Source organism: Sulfuricurvum sp. RIFCSPLOWO2_12_FULL_43_24 (assembly GCF_001829605.1).
Taxonomy (GTDB): domain Bacteria; phylum Campylobacterota; class Campylobacteria; order Campylobacterales; family Sulfurimonadaceae; genus Sulfuricurvum.
The window spans coordinates 1-17,438 of sequence record NZ_MIBT01000072.1 but is presented as its reverse complement, the minus strand read 5'-3'; the positions used below and the strand labels follow the sequence as shown (position 1 = coordinate 17,438).

Genomic DNA, 17,438 nt, shown 5'->3' with positions numbered 1-17,438 from the left:
CGGCTATTGAAGGGGTTTGGCATTAAAATATGAATGCAATGACACTCCACGAGCTGTTTTTAACGTTCGATTCCTCTGAAGAGGGGTTAAGCGATGAGGAAGTTAAACGACGACATCTTCAACACGGTTTTAATCTCCTCTCTAAAATTCCCACTCCACCTTGGTACTCTAAATTAACCGCCCAATTTACCCATTTTTTTGCCCTTTTGCTGTGGGTTGCCGCGTGCATCAGTTTCGCTATTGCGTGGATCGACCCTGCATCCAATATGCTTCCCATCGGATGGGCTATCGTTATTGTGATTGTTTTGAACGGGGCATTCGGTTTTTATCAGGAATATCGGACTGAAAAAAGTCTCGAGGCATTGCGAAATATGCTCCCCTTAAAAGTTAGCGTCCGTCGCAGTGGTGTTGATAGTGAGGTATTGGCAAGCTCCCTCGTCCCCGGAGATATTGTATTGCTTGGCGAGGGGGATAAAGTTCCTGCTGATCTGTATCTGATTCAATCATCGGATATCTGGGTGAATGAGAGTACCCTCACCGGAGAGAGCGAACTCGTCTCCGCAGACGCTGTAGGGAGCGATCATATCAAAAATGTCCTCTATTCGGGAACCTATGTCGTAAAAGGGGAGGCACAAGGGCTGGTTTTTGCCACAGGCAAGGAGAGTCGCTACGGGGCGATTGCGGTGTTAACCCAAAGTGTCGATTCGGGTAGCACCCATCTGCAAAAGGAGATAGCCCATATCTCGAAACAGATCGCATTGACATCCGTGGTGATTGCCGGAAGTTTAATGCTCCTCGCAGGATTCGGAGATAACGAATTATGGAAAACGTTTTTATTTTCTCTGGGGGTATTGGTTGCGCTGATCCCTGAGGGGCTGCTGCCGACAGTGACGCTGGCTTTGGCATTTGGCGCACAGCGGATGGCTTCCAAGGGATTTTTAGTCAACGGCCTCTCGGTGATCGAAAATCTGGGAGCCGTAACGGTGATAGCCACCGATAAAACGGGGACGATTACCCAAAACAAGATGGAAGTGGCGGCATGGGAAGAGGATGAAAAGCAGCCCCCCTCGCAAGAGCTTTTGAATGCCGCTCTTTTGTGCAACCGCGCCGATGCTTCAAACGGTGATCCGGTAGAGCAAGCTCTTTTTACTTTTGCCCTCAGCTATACCGATGTTGCACAGCGACGGAGTGAATATCCGATTGTCTTTGAGTATCCGTTTGATTATCATTTAAAGCGGATGTCTACCGTACACTCTTTTAACGGAGGATTTTCGATCTTTTCCAAAGGGGCACCCGAAGTAGTTTTGAGGTTGTGCGATGAGGTGATGACCGCAGAGGGGAAAAAGCCGATTTCAGAGAGCGAATACCAAAAACTGATGGATAAACATGACGCATTGGCGGCATTGGGTTATCGGGTTATCGGTTTTGCGTCGCGTGAGTGCAGCACGCTCCCGACATCACGGCAAGAGGCTGAAAACGGGTTGAGCTTTATCGGTTTTATCGCCATGGTCGATCCGTTGCGTGATGATATTCTTGAATCGGTCGGGTTGTGTCATAAAGCCGGCATACGGGTGGTGATGATTACGGGGGATCACCCTCTGACCGCCGGTGCAATCGGGATGAGTGCGGGAATCATTACGGCGAGTACGGAGGTAACGAGCGGAGAACATCTTGATACGCTACCCCCTGCGGCAATCAAGCGGCTGTTGCATCATAATCATGTATTTGCCCGTGTATCACCCGAACAGAAGCTTTCCCTTGTCACCCTTCTTAAAGAGATGGGAGAGACGGTAGCGGTAACGGGTGATGGTGTCAACGATGCACCTGCACTGAAGAGGGCCGATGTCGGTATTGCCATGGGATCAGGTACCGATGTGGCAAAACAGTCCGCAGATGCGATACTGATGGATGATCATTTTGCAACGATTGTCAAAGGGATAGAAGAGGGGAGAGCCGTTTATGAAAACATACGCCGCTTTATCACCTATATGCTTGCCAGCAATCTCCCCGAAGCGGTACCGTATGTCCTCTTTTTTGCATTCGGGCTCCCTTTGGCTCTTCCTGTTCCGCTGGTATTGGCGATCGATTTGGGAACGGACATTATTCCGGGGATGGCGCTGGGGGCAGAATTGCCCAATAAGGGGTTGATGAATCAACGCCCCCGAAGCCGTAAAGATCACATATTGACATTCGGTGTTTATTTGAGAGCCTTCGGCTTTTTAGGATTGTTGAGTGCGGTAATGTCCATGGGACTTTTTTGGTTCTACCTTAGCGCACACGGCTGGAATGGAGAACCTTTGTCGTGGAGCGATCCGTTGTATCTTCAAGCGGTCACTTTGACCTTTGCCGCTATTGTTTTTGCCCAAATCGGTAACGGCCTCTCATGCCGCAGTCAAAGAGATTCGTTATTCACCATCGGTTTTTGGAGCAACCGTTATTACTGGGGCGGGGTGGCTGCCGAGATCGGGATATTGGTGCTTTTTATTTTTGTGACTCCGCTCAGTAGTGTTTTCGGCACCCATCCGTTCGATCCGATCTATTGGTGGGCGGTTGGTGCGGTAACAATTATTATATTGGCGGCAGAAGAGGCTCGTAAAGGAGTTATCCGTTTTTTCAGACGATAAGGGGGACAAATTGAAAACCGGGAAGCTCATAGGCATCGAGCGTTCCGTCTTCGTGTTTGGTGATATGCCAAATACTGTTTTGGATAGGAATGACGAGTATTCCCCCTTCTTTGAGTTGATCGAAGAGTTTTGTCGGCATTTCGGGCGCACTTGCCGAAACGAGGATACGGTCATAGAGATTGCCGTCTCGTCCCAAAGCTGAAGGATCAGCGAGCGTGATCGATGCGTTGTCTATAGGTATTTTGCGTAAGTTGGCATTTCCGTATTCAACCAAAGAGGGGATAATCTCAACCCCTTCCACAAATCCCGATTTTCCGACTTCCGTTGCCAGCAGCGCCGTTGTCCAGCCTGATCCCGAACCGATATCCAATACTCTGTTGCCGAGCATAGGATGTAAAAGTTCCAGCATAACGGCAACGGTGTAGGGCTGCGATATGGTTTGTGCCACTCCGATCGGTAAAGGACGGTCTCCATAGGCATAGGGATATAGTTCTTTCGGGATAAAAAGGATACGGTCACATACTTTAAAGGCGTGAATGAGAGATTGTGAATGCAAAACCCCTGAATCGATCAAATGGTGAATGAGCTGTTCGTTGGTGTTCATAGTAAGACTCCGCTCGCTTCGTTATTTTTTTCCTTCCAGTATCTGGTCAAGATGATAAAAAAGATTCGGGTATTTTTGTTGGATCTCACGAACTAGCCAATCGAGATCGATATTGACAACGGTATTCTCAGACTGGCTTTGAGCCATCGTCCGTATCCGATCCATCGCTACTTCCCAAACATCTTCGAAATCTATCGGTAAACGCTGCCAAATCGCTTTTTCAAGTTTATGTTGAAAAACTTCACTTTGGGTAGTGCTCAAAAGACGTATGATCTTGGCCAAGGAGTCAACAGAATTCAGAGTATAGAGGTGATCTTCTTCATCTATGATAGCCCAAGGACGATCATCATGCCAGTTCCCCTGTAGGAGTTCAAGATCCTTGTGCCTCTCATCCGTACCGGGAGACATTTTTACGATGGTCATCTCAGAGAGGTTCATTCCCATTTTTTCAGCAACTTGACTTAAATGATTATTCAAATGATCAGGGTATGGCATTGAAACCCTCTCACTCGTTTACTAGGGTTCGTGCCGTAGGATTGGCATTTAATCTTGCCACGGGGATGGGTTTGCCGGTTCTTTCACAAATACCGTAGCTCCCCAATGCGATTTTGTTGAGTGCTGTATTAATCTCCGACATCTCTGATTCCAACTTTTGCAGAAGTGCTTGATCGTTCGTATTGTCAATTTCAAGCCCCGCAATCCCTTCTACATCATCGATTTCATCTTCATCGACGATACTGCTCAGTTCCGCTTTAAGGAGAGCGATATTTTTTTCGATTTTTGTTTTTTCGGTTTTGAGGATCACTTCGAATGCTTTGAGATCCAGATCGTGTCGTGTACTCATGATATGCCCCTTTTTACAAAAAATAAATACTCATCAATGATAACTCAAAAATGGTAACAAGGTATGCATTAGATTCACGCTCTATTTTGACATCCGTAAGCGGTTTTGGATACACTAAAGAACTTTAACAGGACGGAACAAAACGAATGAAACAAATGATGCAGATATACCGTGAAAACCGAGAAGCGGTAGAGGGATTTTTACTGAATACGATCAGCGATACTCCTCAGCACGATTTCGATGATGTTCAAGTTAATAAATTTTTTAAACGACTTCCTTGTCTCACCGATATGTATTTGATGGATGAAAAGGGGGAACAGATTACTCCGACATGGCGACGAAGCGGCCATGATATGAGTTTAAATGGCTCAGACAGAGCCTATTTTATAAACCGTATCCAGTTTGACGATAAAGGCAACTACATCTCCAACCCCTACATCTGTGCCAACAGCGGTCAGCCGAAAGTCTCTGTCGCCCGAAAATACTCCGATGGAAAAATTGCCGTATTTGATCTCGATCTTGTCGCGGTACTGGGCAAAATGCATCTGATCGAGAGTACCCGCCTCATCTCTAAACTCTCGATGTGGGTTTACGGACTCCTTGGGGGCGGACTTGTGTTGCTTGCGCTGTTTTTAGGCGGGTATGGATTGCTGGGATTTGTCAAAGCCCTGATGAGCAGCGGTGATGAAACCCTTCAGTACGTTTTTAAATCGATTATTGGGATTACCCTCGCGATTGCGATTTACGATCTGGCGAAAACGATCTTGGAACAAGAGGTATTCTACCGTTCCCTAACCCTCGAAGAGGGGACCGAATACAAAACGCTCACCAAATTTTTGACCTCGATCATCATCGCCCTCTCCATCGAATCGCTGATGGTTGTTTTCAAAGTGGCTATCAACGATATTCGAAATATGCATTTTGCATTTTATTTGATCAGCGGAGTCGGTATTCTGATCGTTTCTATGGCGGTATTAAACTATGTCAGCCGTAAAAAAACAGGTGCATGAGTAATTATTCTCATCCTTAGAAATGCGAGAGCAAATCCTCTACCGGACATTTGACAAGATCGGCGTCTATATTTTTAGCCAAAGCTTTTTGTGCTCGATCGGAGAGGGCTGATGTCAGCTCATTATGATGTTTAGTCGGAAATGCAAGGTAACAAGAGCCCGGTTGTGCGTTAGAGAGCATTGCAGATATATCATCTGAGATTTGTTGAACCAAACGCTGTTCACGTTCGTGCTCAGCACCGTGATCCTCTCCGCTGCCATTCTTGAAGCGGCCCTGATCATCACTAAGTGTTTCACTCATACTTTGACGACCCTCAATATAATCCAAATCGCTTTGAAGTTCCAAGTGATAGCGGTTTGTTGCTGTAATCATTTGCACTTTATAACTTTTGAGTTCACCCATATCTGCTACGATAATCAATTTGCCGTTGTGTTCCATTGGAGTCTCCTTTATGTTGCGAAGAGTTTAAAATGATTCATAGAGATGGTACACCTGAAATCTTAAAGAAAAGATTATTTCATTCGGATTATGAGAGAATTATCTTATAATACCCTCACATACAAACAAGAGATTATAAGCTTAAAAGGTAGAGCATGACGGAACGTTTTAATCAAGCTGCACAGGGGTGGGACAAAGGGGATATGCGTCAAAATATCGCCCACAGCGTCTTCCAAACCATCAGCAGCCGCATTTCATTATTAAATAATATGAATATCATGGATTTTGGTGCAGGTACCGGACTGCTCAGTTTTAAAATAGCCAGCATGGTGAATCAAGTTGTGGGTGTCGATCTCTCTGAGAAAATGTTGGAACAGCTTGAGAGTAAAAATTCTGAAAATCTATGTGTAGAAACGATCTGCCAAAATATCTGCAAAGAACCGTTAAATAAGCAGTTTCATGGAATCGTCAGTTCGATGGCAATGCACCATGTTGAGGACACGGAAGATTTATTTAGAACCTTTCATGCCCATTTAAAACGAGACGGTTTCATCGCTATCGCCGATTTAGAAGCGGAAGATGGAACGTTTCACTCTCATGGAAATGATGGAGTATACCATTTTGGATTTGAGCGCTCTGTATTGCGTCAGATGATTGAAAACGCCGGATTTGAACATGTTCGATTTCACCATGCCTATACGGTTGAAAAAGAGACACGAGAATATCCGATATTTCTTGTAACGGCATCTAAAAAACCATAATTATTCGGATAAAGTGGCTGGGTTGGGTTCTTTTAACGTAATTTATAGCTATTTTCTTTTATAATTCCCTACTTTTTTAGTTATATTATCAGCCAATTTTAATCTGCCTCGGCTGAGGGAAGCATTTGAATTTAATAAATAAGGAGACAACATGCAAATCAGCGGTGCACAGATGGTTATCGAAGCACTTATCGCCGAGGAAGTCGAAGTCGTATTCGGTTACCCCGGCGGGGCGATCATGAATGTCTATGATGAGATTTACAAACAGCGATCGTTTCAGCATGTATTGACACGACACGAACAAGCAGCGGTACATGCCGCAGAGGGGTATGCTAAAGCTACCGGTAAAGTAGGGGTGGCGATGATTACCTCCGGTCCCGGCTTTACCAACGGTGTGACCGGATTAGCGGATGCCTACATGGACTCTATCCCTCTCGTACTGATAAGCGGTCAGGTGCCGATGTCTCTTATCGGAACCGATGCGTTCCAAGAGATCGATGCGGTCGGTATCAGCCGTCCGTGTACGAAACACAACTATCTAGTAACGGATGCGGCTGATTTGCCACGTATTCTCAAAGAGGCATTTTATATCGCCCGCACCGGTCGTCCGGGTCCCGTGCATGTCGATATTCCAAAAGACGTAACGGCACAAATCGCTAAATTTGATTACACCAAAGAGGTTGATATCGAGACGTATAAACCGACGACCAAGGGTAACACGCGTCAGATCAAAAAAGCGATGGAAGCGATCGCGAGCTCTAAACGTCCTCTCTTGTATCTCGGAGGTGGGATTATCAACGCTAATGCGGCAGAGCTGGTGCGTGAGTTCTCCAAAATGACTCAAATTCCTGCGGTAGAGACCTTTATGGCACGCGGAACGCTCCGCTATGATGATCCGTTATTGATTTCGATGCTTGGGATGCACGGCTCGTATGCGGCAAACATGGCGATGTCTGAGACCGATCTCGTTATCGGTTTGGGTGCTCGTTTTGATGACCGTGTTACGGGAAAGCTCTCTGAATTTGCGAAAAATGCGCAGATCATCCATGTTGATATCGATCCGGCGAGTATTTCAAAATTGGTCAATGCCCATTTTCCAATCGTTGGAGATGTCAAAAATGTATTGGAGCAAATGATTCCTCTTGCTCGTGAGCAAGTCGATCCTAAACGTTATGAATCATGGCATAACACCATTGCAAATTTTAACAAGCTTCATCCTCTCTCGTACAAAGAAGAGGGAGATCGCATTAAACCGCAATGGGTAGTTGAGCGTATCGGACAGCTCTTGGGTGATGGTGCCAATATCTCAACCGACGTCGGACAGCATCAGATGTGGACGGCGCAGTTTTATCCCTTTACTCGCCCTCGTCAATGGGTAAGTTCAGGGGGACTTGGAACGATGGGCTTCGGTTTTCCGGCGGCAATCGGTGTTAAACGTGCCGATATGGATCGTGTCAGTATTAACATCACGGGTGATGGCTCGATACTTATGAATATCCAAGAATTGATGACAGCGGTTGAGTATAAACTCCCGGTTATCAATGTTATCTTGAACAATAACTTCTTGGGAATGGTTCGTCAGTGGCAAACCTTGTTCTATGACAAGCGTCACTCCTCTACCGATCTTTCGATGCAGCCTGATTTTGTGAAGCTTGCCGATGCGTTCGGTGGAGTAGGGTATCGGGTAACAACCAAAGATGAATTTGATGCCGCACTCAAAGATGCGGTTGAAAAAAATGTCGTTGCGATCATTGATGTCTCTGTTAACCGATTTGAAAACGTTTTACCGATGGTTCCGGCAGGCGGATCATTATTTAATATGATGTTAGAGTACAAGGAGAAATAATGATGGAACAGACAGAACGCCGCGTTATTTCCGTTATCGTAATGAATGAAGCAAGCGTACTCTCGCGTATTGCAGGACTGTTTTCAGGGCGTGGATACAACATTGAATCGCTTACGGTAGCTCCGATCCCTGATTCGAAGTATTCTCGTATTACCATCGTAACCGCAGGATCCGTCCGTGTGGTTGAACAAATTACGAAACAGCTGCACAAGCTTATCCCGGTACTGAGAGTCTACGAACATGCCGATTTGGTTGAGACGGAGATGGCGTTGGTCAAAATTCCGATGAGTGAGTCATTGGGCGATATTGAAGCCCTTACTCACGCCTATAATGGGCGTATCGTCAATGTTGGCAGTGACACGATGATCGTAATGATCTCTGATGAACCCTCTCGTGTCAATCATTTTCTGGAAGCAATCAAACGTTTTCACCCCAAAGAGATCGTTCGCAGCGGCTCTGTGGCATTAGAGAGATAAAACAGATGAAACTTTATGAAATAGCGGCTTTTTTAGGTTGTAACGAGATCCAGGATTCGATTGAAATTACGGGGATGAATACCCTTAAAAATGCAGTAGAGGGGGAAATATCATTCCTTTCTGACTCTAAATACGAAAAAGAGCTCTCTGAGACAAAAGCATCTGCCGTGATCCTTCCTGCTTCAAAAGCTCATTTACTTCCTGAGGGTGTAGTGGTTCTTAATTCTGATGAGCCATATATGTATGTAGCGCTCCTCTCTAAGCATTTTGCCAAACCGATACAAAGCAGTGATCTCCCTCCTGTTATTGGAGAGGGTACACGTGTTTATCCGACCGCCCATATTGAAAACGGTGCTAGAATCGGCGCTAACTGTACCATTATGAGCGGTGTTTACATCGGTGCTGAAGCGGTAATCGGCGATAATGTTATCCTTTATCCCAATGTGAGCGTTTATCGTGATTGTGTGATCGGCAATCGTGTTATGATCCACGCCGGAACGGTGATAGGCAGTGATGGTTTCGGATATGCCCACACAAAAATGGGTGAGCATATCAAGCTTTATCAAAACGGTAAAGTAATTATTGAAGATGATGTAGAGATTGGTGCCAATACGACCGTGGATTGTGCGGTATTTGGTTCGACGATTATAAAGCAGGGTGTTAAAATCGATAATCTGGTTCAAATTGGGCATAATTGTGTTGTGGGCGAACACTCCATTATTGTATCGCAATCGGGACTTGCGGGCTCTACTACGCTGGGACGAAATGTTGTTATGGGTGGTCAAAGTGCTACGGCAGGACATTTAAGTATCGCTCCGTTTACAACGTTAGCCGCTCGCTCAGGTGTTACGAAAAGTATCGTTAATAAAGGTATTTATAGCGGCTTTCCTTTAATGGAACATAAATTATGGCTGAGAATGCAGGCAAAACTTGCTAAAATGTTAGAATCGTAAGTTATTAAGGGGAGACGGTGAAAATTGCAGCAGTAGGTTTGATGTTACTTGGCAGTATTGTTTATGCTGAGGGTGAACCTGCTGAAATCCGTATGCCCGATATCGTTCTCGATGCAATAAAGCATTGTGAATGTTTAAAAGAGAACGGTGAATGTAATCCTCACGTTATCCGTATTAACGCAATTGAAGAAGCCGAACGTGCAAAAAATGCAGGTTTTGCAGTTAATGGTCATTTAATCAAATGCGGTTCAGCCGAACAATGCAGTGCCCAAGCCCAGGCACTAATCGACGGTGGGATTAGCAACCTCGATCTCGGACCATACCAAATCAATTATAAATACCATCCGAATCCGATGCTTCACGAATATTTTGAAGATTCTACGTCGCGTGAACAAGCAAATTCCATTTTGACAAAGCTCGTCAAAAGTTTTGGATATTCATGGGAAACGTTGGGCCGGTATCACCATTTCAGCGCTACGGATCGTACACGTAACGAGCGATATTATCGTAAAATGTATGCCTTTATTTATGGAAATTCTTCAAAAGTACAAGCTGCCGAATAAACTCCCCTTTTTTAAGATTGCTTTAGCCAAAATCGGCTAAACTCTTTTCTATACAGTTTTATAGGAGAGATTATGAGTTCTAGTGTAACAATTATTAAAGAGATTCCATTGGATGGGACAAAAAAAGGGATAATTTCTATCAGTAAGGTAGATGAGCCGTACGGTGCGGGAAGTGACAGCGTTGCGAGCATCGGGATCTCTTTATCCGGTGATGCCAAAAATCCTGAATGGAAAGTTCATCTTCCAATGGGAAATATTGATGCGGTTGTGGAAGCACTAAAAAGTATCCAATAATTACTTTTTAGTGTTGAGCGTTTTTCCGTTCGTGGTGAGCTCGTCGAACCATGAACCGTTTTACCCTTCGACTGGCTCAGGGTGAACGGTTATGCAACTATTTCTTATTTGCTACAAAAGTTGCGATACGTTTAATCCCCTCGCGAATACTTTCGATATCGGTTGCAAAACTAAATCGGAAATACCCCTCAGAACCAAATCCTACTCCCGGTACGACTGCAATCCCTTGTTCTTCGAGTAACTCTTTACAAAATTGCATTGAATCATTGCTTACCTCTTTGATGTTCACGAATAGGTAAAATGCACCTGCGGGAGAGAGTACTGATAATCCATCAACTTCGTTAAACAATTTAACCGCTTCGTCGCGACGCGCTTTAAACTGAACACGCATCGCTTCAATATCTGCATCTGCATCACCGTTAAGTCCGACAATGGCTGCTTTTTGAGTGATCGAATTGATGTTTGATGTACTTTGGCTTTGCAATTTTTTAGTAGCTTGGATAATTTCGGTATTGGCTGCTGCCATGTACCCAAAACGCCATCCGGTCATTGCAACCGATTTTGAAAGTCCGTTGATGGTAACAGTACGTTGAAACATATCATCACTGACCGCAGCGGCCGAGGTAAACTCACCGTCATAAATCAGTTTTTCGTACATCTCATCACTCGCAACGATGATATTGGTCCCTTCCAATACTTTTCCAAGAGCAGTAAGCTCTTCTTGTGAGTAGACGGCACCGGTCGGATTGGACGGAGAGGTGAGAATTAACATTTTGGTTTTCGGTGTCAACGCTGCTTTGAGCTGCTCAGGGGTAATTTTAAATCCGCTTGCATCGTCTGTCATAATCTCGACGACTGTTCCACCACAATACATGACAAGTTCAGGATAAGTAACCCAGTATGGTGCAGGAATGATCACTTCATCACCGGCTTGGATTGTGCAGGCAAATAGATTATAGAGTGAGTGCTTTGCACCGTTGTTGGCGATGATTTGGTTTGGTTTGTACTCAAGACCGTTGTCACGTTTGAGTTTTAGTGCAATGGCTGCTTTAAGATCAGGAATTCCGTCAACCGCAGTGTATTTGGTGAAACCGTCATTGATAGCTTTAATAGCAGCATCTTTTATCACTTGTGGTGTATCAAAATCAGGTTCACCGGCGGAGAAGCTGAGGATGTTCTTCCCTTGTGCTTTGAGCTCCTGTGCTAACGTTGAGATAGCGATGGTAATCGATTCGGAGAGTATATTGACGCGATCGGTTAACATGGGTGTACCCTTATAAAAAATTTCGGAATTATAACATGGCTGGCTTTAAATTTTACATCAGTTGTTGATTTAAAAACTGCGGTTTTCCCGTATGAAATCCCTGTGCATAGGTAATGCCCAAATCGGTTACATTTTGTAAAATTTCTTCGGAAGATACAAATTCGGCAACCGTATCGATTCCGATACGCTGGGCAAAGTCAACAATTGCTTCAACGACAATTCGATGGCGCGGATTTTCATCGATTGACTTGATGAGTGAACCGTCGATTTTGAGAATATCAACGTTAAGTTTGAGAATGTTTTCAAAGTTAGAATAGCCTGTTCCAAAATCGTCGATAGCGATCTTTGCTCCCAGTGCTTTCATCCGAGAGATAAACGAAGCAACTTCATCGAAATTATCAATACCCTCAGACTCTAAAATTTCAAAAATTATCCGATCGGCTGTACCGGTTTGGCGGAGAATATTTTCGATCGTCGATACGGTTCTGCTATCTAAAATATCACTACCGGAGAGATTAACCGAAAATTGCTCATGCCGTGCCGCAAAGAGGTTACATGCTTGATAAACAACTTCTTGAGTAATGTGATGGTAGAGTTTGGTTTTTTGGGCAATTGGTAGAAAATCATTGGGAGCAATCAGTGAATCGTCCTCGTTTTTAATCCGTACCAAGGTCTCGAATTTCTCGATTTTACCGCTGCTGCAGGAGACGATAGGTTGATACTGACAAACAATTCGGTGTTCGACTAAAGCCTGACGGATGCGAGCAGACATCGCAATGTTGGCTTGATATTGTTGTTCAATTCCCTCAGATTGGTCATACACGGAATACGGTTGTTTTGCGCTTCGTGCTTTGTTAAGCGCAACATCGGCATGAATGAGCGGTTTATCGCTGTCGATTGCAATACCGACGGTAGCTCGGACATGAACCGTTTCTTCTGAAATCATAAAAAGCTTTTCACTTAAAAGGGAAAGGAGCATTTCGATGTTATGGCGAAACTCGGCTGATGTGCTTCCCTGCTTTAGACGAAATGCAAATTCATCACCACCGAGCCGATAAGGGGAGAGTTTCATTTCGACAAGCCAGTGAGCGATTTGGCTGAGAAGCCAGTCTCCTGCATCGATTCCGAAGAAATCATTGATCTCTTTAAAATCATCGATGTTTAAAATAGCAACCGTATTACTCTGTTTTGTCGATAAATCTTCTTGGAGTTTAAGACGATTTGGAAGGGTCGTGAGATTGTCATAATAAAGGTGCCGCGTCGCTTCATGGGTTTGCTCAGCAATTTTAATTTCAAGATTTTTATTAATCGTTTCGATCTCTTGCGAATATTCCCAGACACTTTGTTGCATTACTCTAAATGCATGGATAATTTGAGTAAATTCACGTTGGGCATAGGGGATGTCAAAAGTTATTTTTTCGCCCGGTTTAAAGTTTCGAACTTTTCGAGCGATCATTTTAATCGGCGATAAGAGTCGATTAATCCAAATGAGCATCAGCCAAAGGATTCCAAAAACACTTAGGGCAATCCATCCATAAAGGGTATAAAACCGATTCATGGTTTTGTTAAATTCTTCACCCGAGTAGGTGAGTGTGATGGAACCGATTGGTTTAAGGGATGAGGGTTCCATCAGATTTTTAGATATTTTGATGGATTCATAGGGAGAAGATGTTGTATATTGCTGATAATCGAGGAGATTTTTCCCATTATTATCAGATATTTTAAGCGCGATAACTTCATCAAGACGTGTGATAGAAGAGAGTTTGTCTCCCATATCTTTTATCCCTAAAAATAGGGATAAAGAGATGGACGGTTCAACCGCATCAATCAATAAAGCGGCTTTCTCTTTTTGGGTATTCATAGTCAAATCACGAACGATTACAAAAGTTACGAAAGTAATGGTTGCAAAGATGATGAGAAAAGTGATCACTAGACTAAAAAAGAGTTTGGTTGAGAGTCGAGCATTTTTAAAACGGTTCATTCGATAAGTCTCGCAATTTGGAATAAAGTATCATTAAAACGAAATTTCCCCTCTTTAAGGACAGTTTTATTCATGTAGATGACGGTGGAGCGTTCAATGGCGATTGAACCCAATATGCCCTCTTCAAGATTAGACATATCATACGAAAAGGTTGGTATTGTATTGTTTATACCCCATGCTGCTATTTTTCGGGTGGATGACGTACTCATTTTAGTTAAATAGGTAAAAGAAATATCCTGGCGCACAAGAACTTCATCGACTGAAAGTGCCACTGTGCTAAAAGATAGGTTGGCTACTTTTCCATTATGGTTAAGATTGATTTCATCCGCGATCTTTTGGGCCACATTTTTACGATTTCCTTCGTAAACAATGGCCAAAATTGATTTGTTGGATGATGATTTAGCCGATAATCGTGTGTCAAGAGCCATGATTTTTGGGATCATCTTGATATGAGAATTGAGCAATAGGGTATCTTCTGCCTGAACACTAAGAAGGAGAATGAAAAAAAGAACCCAAATCCGCATCAAAATTTTAATCCTGTTCGAATCAAAAATGTTCGACCTTCGATCGGATAATCATCTCTATAGGTTGAGGCAGGGGAAGGGTAGCGGACTATCGTATTGTCAATATTTTTGATGACCCCCTGGGCATACCAGCCTTTATGGGTATTCATATTCCAACCTAATGCAATATCCAGTGTATTGTATGCTGCTAAAGCATCGCGCGTATCAGGAGAATAACGCTTTTTGGATCCAACATATTGCCAAACACCCCCTAAGGTCCAATCATCAGAAAGATCATAGGCATAGGCAGCTTTAATCAGATGCGAAGCCGTGTAGGGGAGGGCGGCTTCATAGTGTTGATTGTCTTCTGTCTTTCCATGAAGATAGCTGTAAGAAAGTGAGACGGTATCTTCGGAAGAGAATTTCCCGTGTAATTCGGCTTCCGCCCCATCCATAGTACTTTTTCCATAATTTTGAAATTTCCCGGCTTCATCACGGACAATCTGTTGAGAATTTTCGATGTAAAAAAGATTGAGTCCTGCGGTGAGACTCGAATTCAGTTTTCGTAAATATTGCGCTTCGATTGAACGGACATGTTCATGGGTAAGATTTTGATTCCCGGTTCCATACGCGCTTGGAGTAATATACATCTCTTGAAAAGAAGGGTTTCGTGATCCAGACGCTGCCATCAGTTTGAAAATATTATTGTGGTTCGGCTGATAAACGATAGCTGCTCGTCCATTCGTATGTGACTCTATATCAGATGTTTGTATTTGACCTACCGTAAATGCAACTGCTGTCATATCATTGATTGTGATCATATCACTGAGAAAGAGATTGGTAGTTTGACGTTTGGCACTTTTTGCATCGATAAAGGCTTGCGGTGTATCGGTATAATCTACCATACCGATACCTGTAACTTTGTTGGTGGTGATAGAGTGCATATCGACGGCTTTGTCCCATGTCGATTCGATTCCTGCCGTAATATGATGAGTTTCAAATCCGGTGTAATGAAGAGAAGCCCCACCGCTTATACGGCGACTTTTGATAAGCAATGATGCAGAGTAACCATCAGGCAAGGTAATGCTGTTGTAGACAAAATTTACCGGTAGAGGAGTAGAATCACTCTGCCAGGTATTCTCCATGACGGATGTTTTAAGTATAAGGCGCATCTTTTGAATCAAGGGAAGTGTGTATTTGCCCTGAATATACCATGTGGGCTGTTGAAGTTTCCCATCCTCATTCGGGAGAATATTAAGATTACCGAATGCACTGTCACTTTGATAATCATTGTATCGACCGCGTAAAGTGAATCCTTTATTTTCATAGGCTATTCCAAAGCCGTTCTGCTCCATGCCTAATTGTGCATATCCCGAACGTCCTGCTGCATCGATAACGCTAATAGGTGTTTTTTGATTATGGCGTTGAGTGAATGCATCAAGAGAGAGTTTCCATGTTTCACCATGATATCTGTTCCATCCGCCTAGCCCCATCATCGTGTTATTTCCTCCCCAACCAAAGAGAGTTCCGGTTTCAGTACGCAGAGAATCATGCTGTGCATGGGTAACTACATTTATGGTTCCTGCATATCCGTTTACCCCTTCAATGAAACTTCCGGCGCCGCGTACCACTTCAATCCGATCAATCAGTTCGATCGGAAAATCGAGATAAGAGTTGTAGTTGCTGAAAAGATCGTCGTTTACAACCACGTCATCAATAATGAGGGTCGATTGGCCATACGCGGTAGGATTGGAACCCCTAAAAATTGGTGTTCGATTATTCATCGTGTTGGTAGCCATATCAACGCCCGGAATTAGCATCAGTGCTTCTCCCAAAGTTTTGATTCCCAATTTTGAGATGTCGTCATTGTGTAAAATAGAGAGGATAAAAGGTTGGTAATCGATATTATGATTGGTTTGAGTTGCCATTTGTGCAGTCTGAAGCATATCATCATTCAGAGATGTAATAATAGAACTATCATTGGCATTTAAAACAAGGGCGATCACTGAAACAGCACAGATGGATAGTTTCAATAAATCTCCTTATTATTTTAGTTTCTCATTGTTGCTGAAGGGTGTTTAAAGGAGAGTAAAAAAAAAGCTAAAAAGATGATAATAAGGGAGTTAGTGTAACTTTTCGAAAAATAATAATGAGTTATTATTTTTATTCCAATTAAATAAAACATTTTTTTTATTATTTTCCATTTTTCCCATAAATTTCTAAGTTATCCGCGCTAAAATATCTGCGAATAACAAGGAAACTTTTAATGCCCAGCGTACAAAAAATCATTATCAATCAAAAATATTATGGTTCGATCGAACTTCCCGATACCGAAAACGGACGTAGAGTCTTAGCCATTGTAACGCGTGCTTATACCTCTCGCAGACCGATAAAGGTTAATCTTTTATTTTCTCCCGGAAAACTCCGTGCTCTTGGCTTCTATCAAAAAGGGGGAGCATGGCAGGAACTTCAGGATTTGGAACTCTACATCGAATTGGGGAAGATTTTGCGTTTTAACACGGAGGATGCCATAAAACTCAAAAATAGCATTGAACTGATCAACGATATGGCTCACAGCCATTTTAATATCGCGAAGAGGCTGACATTGGTCAACAAGAGTACCAAAACGTCTGCAAGCAGTGCCTATTTGTTCTGGGACATTGAAAAATTTTCCAATATAGCTCCGATATTTAATGACTTGATTGATAAATACTCAATAGAAGATCATCATATTTACATCGCCGCTAATCCGGATTCTCTCTATTTATTTAAAGATGAATGGGAAGCAAACCTTTATGATTATGGCAAAACACTCAAATCGTTCAACTTTACCAAATGTGATCACGGTAAAAATGTAGCGGACGGTATTTTGTTGGAGAACTTTAAGCAGCTTGATCTTAACAATAGTGATGTTTATGTCATGACATTTGACCGCGAGTTAAAAGATCTTTTTATTGCCGCATGCGATTCGAGTAATAATCTTTACATGATGCAATAAAGCAATGTCGATTCATAGTCAAAATCTCTATTATAATGAAAGCTCTTTTTGGTCACTTTCATAACGCTATGTAACCATTTGAATCCATTGTAATTTTATAGTAAATTCTTTCGAAAACCTCTTGACATCTAAGACTAAATCCCCTATAATTCCCGTCCACAAACGATGAGACGCTTCGAAAAGAAGAGTTAAGTTTGAGTTTGAGATCATTGAAAACTAAGTAGGTCAAACGGTTCGAGACGGTGTCTTCGAGACGTTGACCTTATGTCAACACAATA

17 protein-coding genes are annotated in these 17,438 nt (G+C 43.1%); 9 read left to right on the top strand and 8 right to left on the bottom strand.

The genetic code is table 11. The features are described 5' to 3' along the window. Positions 1 to 29 precede the first annotated feature (29 nt). On the top strand, positions 30 to 2,624 hold the full coding sequence (locus tag A3G19_RS06980) for a cation-transporting P-type ATPase (protein WP_294871560.1): 2,595 nt from the start codon (positions 30 to 32) through the stop codon (positions 2,622 to 2,624). Here the strand turns inward: A3G19_RS06980 and pcm are convergent. Genes pcm through A3G19_RS06965 form a run of 3 tightly spaced genes read right to left on the bottom strand, consistent with a single transcriptional unit; the run spans position 2,614 to position 4,072 of the window. Continuing rightward, positions 2,614 to 3,228 (bottom strand): protein-L-isoaspartate O-methyltransferase, encoded by a 615-nt coding sequence (pcm, locus tag A3G19_RS06975; RefSeq protein ID WP_294871558.1) that lies wholly within the window; start codon positions 3,226 to 3,228, stop codon positions 2,614 to 2,616. The two genes, A3G19_RS06980 and pcm, sit on opposite strands and share 11 nt — an antisense overlap. Before the next feature lie 21 nt (positions 3,229 to 3,249). Further along, the gene (locus tag A3G19_RS06970) at positions 3,250 to 3,723 is read right to left on the bottom strand and encodes a DUF2603 domain-containing protein (RefSeq protein ID WP_294871555.1); all 474 of its coding nucleotides are present in this window, start codon (positions 3,721 to 3,723) and stop codon (positions 3,250 to 3,252) included. A 10-nt stretch (positions 3,724 to 3,733) separates the two neighbouring features. Next, the gene (locus A3G19_RS06965; protein ID WP_015653495.1) at positions 3,734 to 4,072 is read right to left on the bottom strand and encodes a TraR/DksA C4-type zinc finger protein; all 339 of its coding nucleotides are present in this window, start codon (positions 4,070 to 4,072) and stop codon (positions 3,734 to 3,736) included. 146 nt (positions 4,073 to 4,218) lie between these two features. On the opposite strand from A3G19_RS06965, the gene A3G19_RS06960 reads away from it, so the two are divergent. Continuing rightward, entirely contained in the window at positions 4,219 to 5,082 is an 864-nt protein-coding gene (locus A3G19_RS06960) for a hypothetical protein (protein WP_294871553.1), read from the top strand. A gap of 16 nt (positions 5,083 to 5,098) precedes the next feature. Here the strand turns inward: A3G19_RS06960 and A3G19_RS06955 are convergent, their stop codons facing one another. Continuing rightward, the gene (locus tag A3G19_RS06955; protein ID WP_294871550.1) at positions 5,099 to 5,521 is read right to left on the bottom strand and encodes a host attachment protein; all 423 of its coding nucleotides are present in this window, start codon (positions 5,519 to 5,521) and stop codon (positions 5,099 to 5,101) included. Between the two features lie 155 nt (positions 5,522 to 5,676). On the opposite strand from A3G19_RS06955, the gene A3G19_RS06950 reads away from it, so the two are divergent. The 6 genes from A3G19_RS06950 to A3G19_RS06925 all read left to right on the top strand — a co-directional run bounded on the left by A3G19_RS06950 (position 5,677) and on the right by A3G19_RS06925 (position 10,414). Then, positions 5,677 to 6,282, top strand: a complete 606-nt coding sequence (locus A3G19_RS06950; RefSeq protein ID WP_294871549.1) for a class I SAM-dependent methyltransferase — start codon at positions 5,677 to 5,679, stop codon at positions 6,280 to 6,282. A gap of 151 nt (positions 6,283 to 6,433) precedes the next feature. Continuing rightward, the gene (locus tag A3G19_RS06945) at positions 6,434 to 8,128 is read left to right on the top strand and encodes an acetolactate synthase large subunit (protein ID WP_294871548.1); all 1,695 of its coding nucleotides are present in this window, start codon (positions 6,434 to 6,436) and stop codon (positions 8,126 to 8,128) included. Further along, positions 8,128 to 8,604, top strand: coding sequence for an acetolactate synthase small subunit (ilvN, locus tag A3G19_RS06940; RefSeq protein ID WP_015653500.1), 477 nt, complete (start codon positions 8,128 to 8,130; stop codon positions 8,602 to 8,604). Before A3G19_RS06945 ends, ilvN begins: the two co-directional genes overlap by 1 nt. Positions 8,605 to 8,609: 5 nt before the next feature. Beyond that, positions 8,610 to 9,557 (top strand): UDP-3-O-(3-hydroxymyristoyl)glucosamine N-acyltransferase, encoded by a 948-nt coding sequence (gene lpxD / locus A3G19_RS06935; RefSeq protein ID WP_294871545.1) that lies wholly within the window; start codon positions 8,610 to 8,612, stop codon positions 9,555 to 9,557. A gap of 17 nt (positions 9,558 to 9,574) precedes the next feature. After that, the gene (locus A3G19_RS06930; RefSeq protein ID WP_294871543.1) at positions 9,575 to 10,120 is read left to right on the top strand and encodes a hypothetical protein; all 546 of its coding nucleotides are present in this window, start codon (positions 9,575 to 9,577) and stop codon (positions 10,118 to 10,120) included. A gap of 72 nt (positions 10,121 to 10,192) precedes the next feature. Next, entirely contained in the window at positions 10,193 to 10,414 is a 222-nt protein-coding gene (locus A3G19_RS06925; RefSeq protein ID WP_294871540.1) for a hypothetical protein, read from the top strand. Positions 10,415 to 10,511: 97 nt separating this feature from the next. On the opposite strand, the gene A3G19_RS06920 is transcribed toward A3G19_RS06925, so the two are convergent. The 4 genes from A3G19_RS06920 to A3G19_RS06905 are packed head-to-tail and all read right to left on the bottom strand — an operon-like array spanning position 10,512 to position 16,195. After that, positions 10,512 to 11,678: a pyridoxal phosphate-dependent aminotransferase gene (locus A3G19_RS06920; RefSeq protein ID WP_294871539.1), complete on the bottom strand. Its 1,167-nt coding sequence runs from the start codon at positions 11,676 to 11,678 to the stop codon at positions 10,512 to 10,514. Between the two features lie 52 nt (positions 11,679 to 11,730). Beyond that, positions 11,731 to 13,659 (bottom strand): GGDEF domain-containing phosphodiesterase, encoded by a 1,929-nt coding sequence (locus A3G19_RS06915; RefSeq protein ID WP_294871536.1) that lies wholly within the window; start codon positions 13,657 to 13,659, stop codon positions 11,731 to 11,733. Then, the gene (locus A3G19_RS06910) at positions 13,656 to 14,186 is read right to left on the bottom strand and encodes a hypothetical protein (RefSeq protein WP_291750948.1); all 531 of its coding nucleotides are present in this window, start codon (positions 14,184 to 14,186) and stop codon (positions 13,656 to 13,658) included. Before A3G19_RS06910 ends, A3G19_RS06915 begins: the two co-directional genes overlap by 4 nt. Next, positions 14,183 to 16,195, bottom strand: coding sequence for a TonB-dependent receptor (locus tag A3G19_RS06905; RefSeq protein ID WP_294871532.1), 2,013 nt, complete (start codon positions 16,193 to 16,195; stop codon positions 14,183 to 14,185). Before A3G19_RS06905 ends, A3G19_RS06910 begins: the two co-directional genes overlap by 4 nt. A gap of 233 nt (positions 16,196 to 16,428) precedes the next feature. Here A3G19_RS06905 and A3G19_RS06900 point away from each other — a divergent pair, with 233 nt between their 5' ends. Next, positions 16,429 to 17,160, top strand: a complete 732-nt coding sequence (locus tag A3G19_RS06900; RefSeq protein WP_294871529.1) for a hypothetical protein — start codon at positions 16,429 to 16,431, stop codon at positions 17,158 to 17,160. Positions 17,161 to 17,438 lie beyond the last annotated feature (278 nt).